This window comes from Winogradskyella pacifica (assembly GCF_013403915.1).
Classification (GTDB): Bacteria; Bacteroidota; Bacteroidia; order Flavobacteriales; family Flavobacteriaceae; genus Winogradskyella; species Winogradskyella pacifica.
In genome coordinates, this window is record NZ_JABFDI010000039.1 from 1 (window position 1) to 2,740 (window position 2,740).

A 2,740-nucleotide genomic window follows, 5' to 3' on the forward strand; every position below is an offset into this window, starting at 1 on the left:
ATTCCGAACAGAGTAGTTAAGCCCGTTTGCGCCGATGGTACTGCTTTACTGTGGAAGAGTAGGTCACCGCCTTTTTTTAAAACCCTTACTAGATAACTAGTAAGGGTTTTTTGCTTTTATAATACTTTGAGAACTTTACTTTAATCGTTTTTTAGTAACTTCAATCCTCATTTTATACGGACATGATTAAAGAAAATATAGAATTAGATTTAGCTTGGAACTTTGTAATTAATACCAATAGAAATATATTCTTAACAGGTAAAGCAGGTACTGGTAAAACAACGTTCTTGCATAAACTTAAATTACAAGCTAACAAACGAATGGTAATTGTAGCCCCTACTGGAGTTGCAGCTATTAATGCGAAAGGAGTAACGATACATTCCTTCTTTCAAATGCCATTTGGGCCTATTTTACCCAATGATGATTTACCCACATCTGGTTTCAAAGGAAAATTTAGTAAGACTAAAATTAATATTATTAAGTCTCTAGATTTATTAGTCATTGACGAGATTAGTATGGTTAGAGCTGATTTGCTTGATGGTATTGATAAAACATTAAGACGTTACAAGAATAGAAATGAGGTGTTCGGAGGCGTCCAAATATTAATGATCGGTGATTTACAACAATTATCACCCGTAATTAAAGACCATGAATGGCGTTTACTACAACCATTTTATAAGAATGCTTTCTTCTTTAGTAGCATATCTTATCAGAATTGTAACCCGATTACTATAGAGTTAAAACATATTTATAGACAAGAAAACCCCTTGTTTATAAATATTTTGAATGAAATTAGAAATAACAATTTAAGTGCTCATTTAGCAAATGAATTGAATAAGCGATTCTTACCAAATTTTGAACCTAAAGAAGATGAGGGATATATTTCACTAACGACTCATAATAATAAGGCTAGACAAACTAATTTATTAGAACTAGATAAGTTAAAAGGAAAGGTAACTTCTTATAAGGCAACTGTGGAAGGCAATTTTCCAGAGCATTCATTTCCCAATAAAGAAATCTTAGATTTAAAAGTTGGGGCTCAGGTTATGTTCATTAAAAACGACAGTTCTCCTGAGAAACGTTATTTTAATGGTAAAATTGGTAAGGTTATTTTATTAGAAAAAGATGAAGTTGTTGTTAGTTGTCCAGATGATGATTTTAATATCAATACTAAGTTAGAGACTTGGGAAAATATAAAATATACTGTTGATGCTGATACCAAAGCAATATCTGAAGATAAGATAGGTAGCTATACACAAATCCCTTTACGTCTGGCTTGGTCTATTACCATTCATAAAAGTCAAGGTTTAACTTTTGAAAAAGCAATTATTGATGCGCAAGGTGCTTTTGCACACGGTCAAACTTATGTGGCATTAAGTCGTTGTAAATCGTTAGAAGGATTAGTTCTAAAAAGTAAGATAGAATCTAATCAAATAATTAGTGATTATAATGTTATAGAATTTAATAAGAATGCAGAATCCAATCAGCCAAATGATGTTATCTTATTAGAATCAAAACGTAATTTTCAATTAGAATTAATTTCAGAGGTTTTTGATTTCTATAAATTTATCTATCCTGCTAATCGCATATTAGATATTTATTATAAAAATAGAGGGAGTATAGAAGGTACCGTAGAAACTCCTTTAATTAAGATTAAGAATAGTGTTACAAATTTGCTTAAAATAAGTAATGGATTTAAATCACAACTAAGAAGCATAGGAGGTCCTAAGGAAACACCTGAGTTGAGTTCAGCTACTCAACAGCGTTTTATAAAAGCACTAGCATATTTTAGTGAGCAAACTAAATCTACGATTCAAATTCCGTTAAAAGAATTAAAATTTACTACAGATAATAAGGCTATTCAAAAGGATATTGAAAAACAATTAGATGCTTTAGAAGAACTATTGGTGACTAAACTTTCTTATTATGAAGGATTAAAGGAAGGGTTTAAGGCAAAAGACTTTTTATCTTTACGAGCAAAATCGGTATTCTTAACTAAGGATAAACCTAAAAAAACGCGTGAATCTGTCATAGATGGCACAACCAATGTGGAACTCTTTGAATTATTGCGAGAGCTTAGAAATACTATAGCGAATAGAGAAGATTTAATCCATTATCAAATATTTACACAAAAGTCACTTTATGCTATGTGCGAGATTTTACCAACAAGTAAAACAGAGTTAGCGCAGATACATGGTATGGGTAAAACTAGAGTTGAGAAATATGGTGCGGATATATTAAAAGTAATCTTAGAATATTGTGATGAAAACGATATTGAAACTTCTACTGATAATTCGATATTTGAGGAAGTAAAACCAAAAAAAAAGAAAGGGGATACTAAAAAAATATCTTTAGATTTATATAAATCAGGAAAATCAATTGAACAAATAGCATTAGAAAGAGAGTTAAATACGAATACTATTTTCGGCCATTTAGCAAATTTTATTGCTTCAGGTGACGTTAAAGTTACCGACTTAATGTCGTTAAAACATTATAACGAATTAAAGAAAATTATCCCAACAAAAACCTTCGATAACCTTTCAGATTTAAAGCATCAAATTGATGATAAATATTCTTATGGTGAAATTCGTTTGGTATTGGATGAATTAACCTAAAGCTCAAAAAAAAAGAGGTCGTCTAAAAACAATTTAGGTGACCTTTTCATTTTTAATCATGTTGGTTTTATTGTTAAGATACTTGATTAATTATGTAATTAGTTCTTATTTAAAATATAGCAAAG

Annotated in this window: 1 protein-coding gene; it reads left to right on the forward strand. The window is 30.1% G+C overall.

What is annotated here, in order from left to right; all coding sequences use genetic code 11:
* Nucleotides 1–182 precede the first annotated feature (182 nt).
* Complete coding sequence (locus tag HM984_RS17245; RefSeq protein ID WP_218845071.1) at nt 183–2,615, forward strand: helix-turn-helix domain-containing protein; 2,433 nt, start codon at nt 183–185, stop codon at nt 2,613–2,615.
* Nucleotides 2,616–2,740: the final 125 nt, after the last annotated feature.